4 protein-coding genes are annotated in these 7,476 nt (G+C 63.6%); 1 reads left to right on the top strand and 3 read right to left on the bottom strand.

The window, feature by feature from the left end:
- The 3 genes from UCMB321_RS27805 to UCMB321_RS27795 form a co-directional block, all read right to left on the bottom strand.
- A partial coding sequence (locus tag UCMB321_RS27805) for an Ig-like domain-containing protein (protein WP_040071926.1) occupies positions 1 to 3,788 on the bottom strand: 3,788 nt, incomplete at its 3' end.
- A 120-nt stretch (positions 3,789 to 3,908) separates the two neighbouring features.
- On the bottom strand, positions 3,909 to 4,745 hold the full coding sequence (locus UCMB321_RS27800) for a sulfotransferase family protein (RefSeq protein WP_040071925.1): 837 nt from the start codon (positions 4,743 to 4,745) through the stop codon (positions 3,909 to 3,911).
- A gap of 173 nt (positions 4,746 to 4,918) precedes the next feature.
- A complete protein-coding gene (locus tag UCMB321_RS27795) occupies positions 4,919 to 6,451 on the bottom strand; it encodes a glycosyltransferase family 39 protein (RefSeq protein ID WP_245220861.1) in 1,533 nt (510 codons plus the stop codon).
- 284 nt (positions 6,452 to 6,735) lie between these two features.
- Here UCMB321_RS27795 and UCMB321_RS27790 point away from each other — a divergent pair, with 284 nt between their 5' ends.
- A complete protein-coding gene (locus UCMB321_RS27790) occupies positions 6,736 to 7,326 on the top strand; it encodes a phage tail protein (RefSeq protein ID WP_040071923.1) in 591 nt (196 codons plus the stop codon).
- Positions 7,327 to 7,476: the final 150 nt, after the last annotated feature.

The following is a 7,476-nucleotide window of genomic DNA, read 5'->3' as shown; positions in this document are numbered from 1 at the left end:
ATGCCGCCGTCGCTGGAGCTGACAGCGCTCAGGGTGCCGTTGGAAACGGTCAGGTCGGCATTGGTGAAACCGGTCACCGCCTCGTCGAAGGTGATGGTCACCAGCGCGGTGTCGCCGATTTTCATCGACGGGTTCCCCACAATGATGGTCGCCGTGGGGAGCACGGTGTCGATGGTGAAGTTCGCCGAACTGGTGGTGCCCGCGCCTGCGTTGCCCGCCGCATCCTGGACACCGGTATTGGCCAAGGTGATGGCGTTGGTCGCGCTGTTGGTTGCGGTGTTCGGGGTGAGCGTCGCGGTCCAGGTGACGCCGCCGTCGCTGCTGCTCAAACCGCTCAGACTACCGTGGCCGGTGCTCAGGTCGGCCAGGGTGAGACCGCTCACCGCTTCGCTGAAGGTGATGGTCACCAACGAGGTTTCGCCAGCGGTGAGCGTCGGGTCGGCGACGACGATGGTCGCGGTCGGACGCTGGGTGTCGATGGCGTAGTTGTTGGAGGTGGTGGTACCAGTCCCGGCGTTGCCCGCCCCGTCCTGTACCCCGGTGTTGTCCAGGGTGATGACGTTGGTGGTATTGGTGATATTCGACGTCGGGGTAAAGGTCGCGGTCCAGGTGATACCGCCGTCGCTGCTGCTTACCGCGCTCAAGGTGCCATCGGCGATCGTCAGGTCGGCGTTGGTGAAACCGGTCACCGCTTCGCTGAAGGTGATGGTCACCAGCGAGGTGTCGCCGATTTTCATGGAGCTATGCGCGACCACCACGGTCGCGGTCGGGCGCACGCCGTCGATGGCATAGTTGTTGGACGTGGTGGTGCCGCTGCCGGCGTTGCCCGCCGCGTCCTGGACGGTGGTGTTGTCCAGGGTGACGTGGTTGCTCGCGCTGACGATACTCGCCGTCGGCGTGAACGTCGCGGTCCAGGTCACGCCGCCGTCGCTGCTGCTCACTGCGCTCAGGGTGCCATTGGAGACCGTCAGGTCGGCGTTGCTGAAACCGGTCACCGCTTCGCTGAAGGTGATGGTGACTGGCGAGGTCTGACCGATGCCCAGGTTGGTATTGCCGAAGACTATGGTCGCAGTCGGCCGCTGGGTGTCGACGGCGTAGCTGTTCGAGCTGGTGGTGCCGCTGCCGGCATTGCCCGCCACGTCGCTGACCCCGGCGTTGTTCAGGGTGATGACATCGCCGGTATGGGCAACCCCGGCGGTCGGCGTCAGGGTCGCGGTCCAGGTGACGCCGCCGTCGCTGCTGCTCACCGCGCTCAAGGTGCCGTCGGCGACGGTCAGGTCGGCGTTGGTGAAGCCGGTGACCGCTTCGCTGAAGGTGATGGTCACCAGGGAGGTGCCGCCGATGTTCAGCGCGTTGTTGGCCACCACGATGCTCGCGGTCGGCCGCACGGTGTCGATCGTATAGGTATTGGAGGTGGTCGTGCCGGTACCGGCGTTGGTCGCGGTATCGGTATAGAGGGTGTTGTCCAGGGTAATGACGTTGCCGCTGCTGATGTTGCTCGCGGTCGGCGTCAAGGTTGCGGTCCAGGTGATGTTGTCGCTGGTGGTCAGGTTGCTCAGGGTGCCGTTGGAGGCCGTCATGTCGGCCAGACTGAAACTGCTCACCGCTTCGCTGAAGGTGATGGTCACCGTGCCGGGGGCCGTGGTGCTCAGCGTAGAGCCGCTCACCGCAACGGTCGCGGTCGGCCGCACGGTGTCGATGGCGTAGTTGTTCGACGAGGTGGTGCCGCTCCCCGGCGTGCCCGTCGAGGCGCTGTTGACCCCGGTATTGTCCAGGACGATATGGTTGGTGGCGCTGGTGACGCTCGAATTCGGGGTGAAGGTCGCGGTCCAGGTGGTGCCGCCGTCACTGGAGGCGACCGCGCTCAGGGTACCGTTGGACACCGTCAAGTCGGCGTTGGTGAACCCCGTCACCGCCTGGTTGAAGGTAATGGTCACCAGCGAGGTGCTGCCGATGTGCTGGGCCGTGTTGGTGACCACGATGGTCGCGGTCGGTGCTGGCGCATAGGCGGTGTTCAGCGTGCCGCCGTCGTTGAAGATATTGTTCACGGCCGCCGGCGAGGTCCCGTTGCTGCCTCCGCCCAACGCCATACCACCGGAACCGCTGCCACCGACGTTGCCGCTCATGGCCGCGAAGTTGGCGGCGGTCATCAACAGCGTGCCTTTGTTCCAGATCGCGCCGACACCTTTACCGCCCGCGCCAGCCGGGTCGGCGGAGCCGCCCAGGCCGCCGCCGCCGCCACCACCGCCGCCGGCAGCGATGTTGTTGGAAATTACCGAGGTGCCGACGACGGTCAGGGTACCGGTGCTGGCGTTGTAGATACCGCCGCTGGCCGAGGAACCGGCGCGGCCAGGCTTGTCCCAACCGGAGCCGCCACCGCCGCCGCCAATGGAAATGGTGCCGTTGTTCGCCGTCCCGCCGGCCCCGCCGTTACTGTAGTTGGCGGCGCCTACACCGCCCGAGCCGCCGCTGCTGCTACCACCCCTGCCGCCCATGTAGTTGGGGTTGTAGCCGCCGCCGTTACCGCCGTGGTTGGCGGTGCCGGCGGTACCGCCATAGACCCCCGTGCCGAAGCCCGAGGTACCACCATGGCCACCATTTTGTCCGCCAAGCGCACCGCCGCCGCCGCCACCGCCACCGACTGCGCCACCGACGTAGGGTGACGTGACCCCGCCGCCGCCGCCGCCGCCCGAGGCCGCGTTGCTGGTCACCGTGACATTGTTCAGGGTCAGATTACCGGCGTTGAAAATACCGCCACCCATCGCCGCGGTGCCGTCGACCCCGGCCGGCGCGCCGTTGCCCGCCGCCAGCCCCTGGGTAATGACCAGGCCGTCCAGGGTCGCGGTGACCCCGGAGTTGACCCTGATCACCTGGGTCTTGTACTGCCCGTTGAGGGTGACATCGGCAACGCCGTCGTGGTTCAGGTCGCCTTCGACGGTGAGGTTCTTGGTGACGATCAGTTGCGAATTCAGGTTGACCGTCATGGTGGTGCTGAAGGTAACGATATCGCCCGACACCGCATCGCTCAGGGCCTGGCGTAGCGAGCCGACGCCACTGTCGCCGTTGTTGGTCACCGTGAGGGTCGACAGACCGTACTGGTACGCCGCCATGGCTTGGGCCGAGAGCACGTTGTGGCTTTCGATGGTGCCGGTGGACACTTCCAGGGTCCAGTCGCCGCCGAGGCCCGTGCGGTTGGTCGAGGCGGCGATATCGCGCCCGGTGTATTGCGCCAGGGAGTCGACAAAGGCGAGGCCGGTGGCGCCTTCGGCGGTGTTACAGGCGTAGATCAGGATATCGCCACCGACATTCATGTCATTGCCGATGCGCGCCAGCACGTCGGCCCGCGCCGCGACGTTACTGGACGAGAGATAAGTGCCGCCCAGCCACAGGTCGCCCGAGTTGCCGTGGGCGATGATTTCCACGGTACTTACGTTCTTGTGGCCGTCCAGGTAATCGGCGATCTGTTGCAGGCCGTCCTTGCCGGCCTGCAAGACCACCACCTGGGTGCCGGGGGCGACACCCTTGAGCAGGCTGTCGAAATCCTGGACCCGCGAGTCGACGAAGACCACCGACTGGCCAGGTACGGCGGTCGGCGTCGGAGTCGCCGTGGTCGTGGCCGTATGCGTGGTATCGGTTTGCGTGTGGGTATCGGTGGTCGCGGCCGCATGATCGGTGGCCGGCGCCTTCGCCGCATCGGTCGTCGCGTGGTTGGCCGGCTGCGCGGCCTCGGCCACGGTGGCCGCCACGGCACCGTCGAACAGCATGCGCGGCTCGAGAGGGATGATCATGGGTGAAACCAGGGTTCTCACGCCTTCAGACCGCGATTTCTGTTTGCTCCACCACATGTTTCACCTGCACTCGAGCGCTCGTGCGCTCAACGTTTTTTTTGTCGGAATAAAAAACCGCGATCAACTGGTCGCGGTGTTGGTTTTCATGCGAATGACATTGGCGGCGCTGGCTGAACCATCGTTCCAGAAAGACAACTCCGCATATTTTTCGAACAGGTCCGGCGGCAGGATCGTGCGCCGTGGCTCCATCGCCACCTTGGGCTTGACCTTGTGCAGGCCGGTGACCCCGAGGGCCTGGTCGAATTCCGGCGCGTCATACACCAGGTGCTCGAAATCGTGCTCGAACCAGGGTTCGCCGATAAAGTCGTAGACCAGCCGCAACACCCGCTCCGGGGCCTGGGACAGCAGGTCGTAATCGACCAGCAGCAGGGAGTCGGCGTGTTCGCCGTAATAGGCTTCCTTGAGCGCCGTCCAGGCGAACCCCACCAGGCGATTGCGCTGGGCCAGGGTTTCGCAACGGCTGTAGACGGTGTTGCGCTCGATCTCGTCGTTGAACAGCTTGGTGTTCTCGAAGGGATTGGCGCGGTACAGCCGCTCGAGGCTGTCCATGACCCAGGCGACATTACGCACGCAGGCGATGACCTTGGACTGGGGAAACAGGTCCATCAGCGCGGGTAGGCGCGACGACCACTGGCGATTGGTATCGAAAACCACCGATTGCCCGGTCTTGTCGGCGTAATAGGACTCGAACAGTCCGCGCAACAGGCGGCGGCGCATGTCGGTATCGATCACCGAGCCGAATTCGCTGCCGGCGCTGCACTGGTCCAGCACGCTGTTGAACAGGGTGCCGACCGGACTGCTCATGCCGGCATGAAAACGTGGGTTCTGCAAGAGGATGGCGGACAGCAGGGTCGACCCTGAGCGCGGTAAGCCGGAAATGAAATGAAAGCTGCGCATCCCTTCACCCTAGACGTAAGTCCATTTGTAGGACAAAGCGTAGCGTAAGAGACTATTTCGCACTAGTAGTATTTTGACATCAATCGTAAGGTCTTTAAGCCGGAAAGGCCCATAAACAGCGCAGCTTATGGGCCTTTGATACGAATGATGGTTCTATATCAAGCCTTTGGCGGTTAGTGACTGCTACACACAGGATGGCAGACCTCATATAAAACCGCCTGGGTATCGCCGCCTGCATGCTGGTCAATTTTTCGCCAATTGGCCGGAATGGACGGGAATTCATCCGGCGCCTCCCGACTCATCACCAGCCAGACCCGCCCATTACCCTGGGGCAGGTCTTCCAGACGATCGAGGTAGACGCCGGCGTTTTCATCGATCAAGGTGCCAAAACCATAGCTGTTGGGCCGGGTCGACACACCCTTGGCGGTCGGCGGCGTATACAGGCGTGGCGCGGTGGCACTTTTGTCGTAGTAGCCCCAGGTGAGGTACCAGAACATGTCGCCCAGTACGACCTGGTCGCCGGCGACCGTGTGGCGGTTCATGTACTCGACCATATTGTTGAACTGGTCGTTGACGTCGACGATGTAGTTGTTCCTCAAGCCCACGCCCTCCACCGCCAGGACCGCCACCAGCAGGAGCATGGCCAGGCCCTTGAAACGCTGCGCCAGGCGGTCGATGGCCACGGCCAGGATGATCGGCAGGCCGAGGGCCGGCACGGTCAGGTAGCGCTCGATGAACACCGGCGAGACGAACGAGATGGCGAACACCAGCACCAGCGGCAGCGCGCTGTAGATCACCACCATGGTGTCGAAATGATAGCGACTGCGATCGGTCCAGACGAGGAACACCGCCACGGCCGCCATGACGCTCGGCAGGGTGGCGAACAGCCACAGCGGCATGCTTTCCCCGTCGTCCTGCGCCATCAGTTGCCAGATCATCGACGGCAGCGAGCTCAAGGTGACCGCCGGCTCCCAGCCGACATCACCGCCGACCTTCAGGTCCTCCATGTGCCGCACCAGGTCGATCAGCCCCGGCAACCAGGGCAGGAACAGCAGCACGATCGCCACGTTGGCCAGCCACCACTCGCGGCGGGCGATGTAGCGGTGCGCGCTGCCGGGCTGGCGGCGGATCACCAGCAGATAGAGCCAGTGCGACAGCACGCACAACGCCGAGAAGTAGTGGGTATAGAACGCGGCCGCCATCAGCAGCGTGTAGATCACCAGGTAACGCTTGCGCGCGGGCTCGCGGACCCAATACACCAGCGCGATGGTCGCCCCCAGCAGCCACACGCCCATCAGCGAATACATGCGTATTTCCTGGCTGTAGCGCACGGCCGTGGGCAGCAGGGTCAGCAGCAGGCAGGTCAGCATTGTCGCCCGTCGACTGGCAATCAGGTGCGCCAGCCAGGTGCCGAGAAGCACCACAGCCACCCCGGGCACCGCGCTCATCATCCGGATCGACAGGATGGAATCGCCGAACAGGCCGACCCAGACATGCAGCAGCATGAAATACAGCGGCGGATGGACATCGTGGGACGCATGGAACCAGATGCCGGCCAGCGAATACTGGGCCAGCAGCAGGCTGGAGCCTTCGTCGCCCCAGATCGCCGAGGCCGTCAGTTCATAAAGGCGCAACCCCACCGCCAACAGCACAAGGCCTATCAGCCAGGGTTCACGAAGTAGCTGGGCAAAAGATTGCGGATACATGACAGGCTGACAATAAAGTTGCTGTGCTGCTTCATCATTACTCGGAACGCCCATCACCATCCTCAAAAAAATCGACAACTGCACCCACCCAGGGGGGTATGACGCGCTGATTGTAGGCTAGAACGACATCGCCTTGCCTGACTGTTCCAATCACGACCTCGACCACGCAAAAAAACGGGCATGGTCCATGGCACCCGCTACCCTATCAGACGGTGCTCACGAAGACCGGAACAGGCTCCACCGGGCGCGGCACCTCACTCAACACAGCTGAAGGATAAGGATCTATGGAAGTATTTATCGGCTCTATCCAGATGTTCGGCTTCAACTTCGCACCCCGCTACTGGGCACAATGCGGCGGACAACTGCTGTCTCTTTCGCAATATCAGACGTTGTTCGCACTGCTGGGAACGACCTATGGCGGCAACGGCCAGAGCAACTTCGGTCTGCCTAACCTGCAAGGCCGGCTTCCCATCGGCCAGGGGACTGGACCAGGCCTGACGCCACGGGTCATGGGCGAAGACGGCGGCAACGAAAGTGTGTCTATCCTGGGCTCCAACCTGCCAAACGTAGCGATCCCGACCACCGGCCTGACCCTCAAAACCACTGTCAACCTGGCGGCTACCCCCAGCAACGCATCCCCGACACCGAGCGCCAGCCACTCCTTCATCGGTGCATCCCCGACCGCCGGGCCGTCCGAAGCTGCGATCTACTCCGACGCGCAGGGCACGTCACCGGTCGCCCTGCAAGGCGTGACCAGCACCTTCACCGGCACCCTGGCCCTACCCGGCAGCAACATACCACTGGGGACGATGAACCCTTTCCTGGCGGTGAACTTCTGCATCGCCCTGCAAGGGATCTTCCCTACCCGCAACTGATCAGGAAAGCGCCGCAGAACCTTGTAGGAGCTGGCTTGTCGGGTCGCCGCATCGCAGCGATGAGGCCCTTGAGCCTTAAGGCGCCCATCCGGACGCCATCGCCAGCAAGCCGGCTCCCACAGGTCGGTGTTCCACCACAGAAATATCATC

This window comes from Pseudomonas batumici, assembly GCF_000820515.1.
Taxonomy (GTDB): Bacteria; Pseudomonadota; Gammaproteobacteria; order Pseudomonadales; family Pseudomonadaceae; genus Aquipseudomonas; species Aquipseudomonas batumici.
The sequence above is the reverse complement of the archived record's forward strand: the minus strand, read 5'-3'. Positions and strand labels throughout refer to the sequence as shown.

Excerpts from the sequence above, each read along its gene's own strand:
- UCMB321_RS27800 (WP_040071925.1), bottom strand. The coding sequence starts at position 4,745 with ATGCGCAGCTTTCATTTCATTTCCGGCTTACCGCGCTCAGGGTCGACC.
- UCMB321_RS27795 (WP_245220861.1), bottom strand. The coding sequence starts at position 6,451 with ATGTATCCGCAATCTTTTGCCCAGCTACTTCGTGAACCCTGGCTGATA.
- UCMB321_RS27790 (WP_040071923.1), top strand. The coding sequence starts at position 6,736 with ATGGAAGTATTTATCGGCTCTATCCAGATGTTCGGCTTCAACTTCGCA.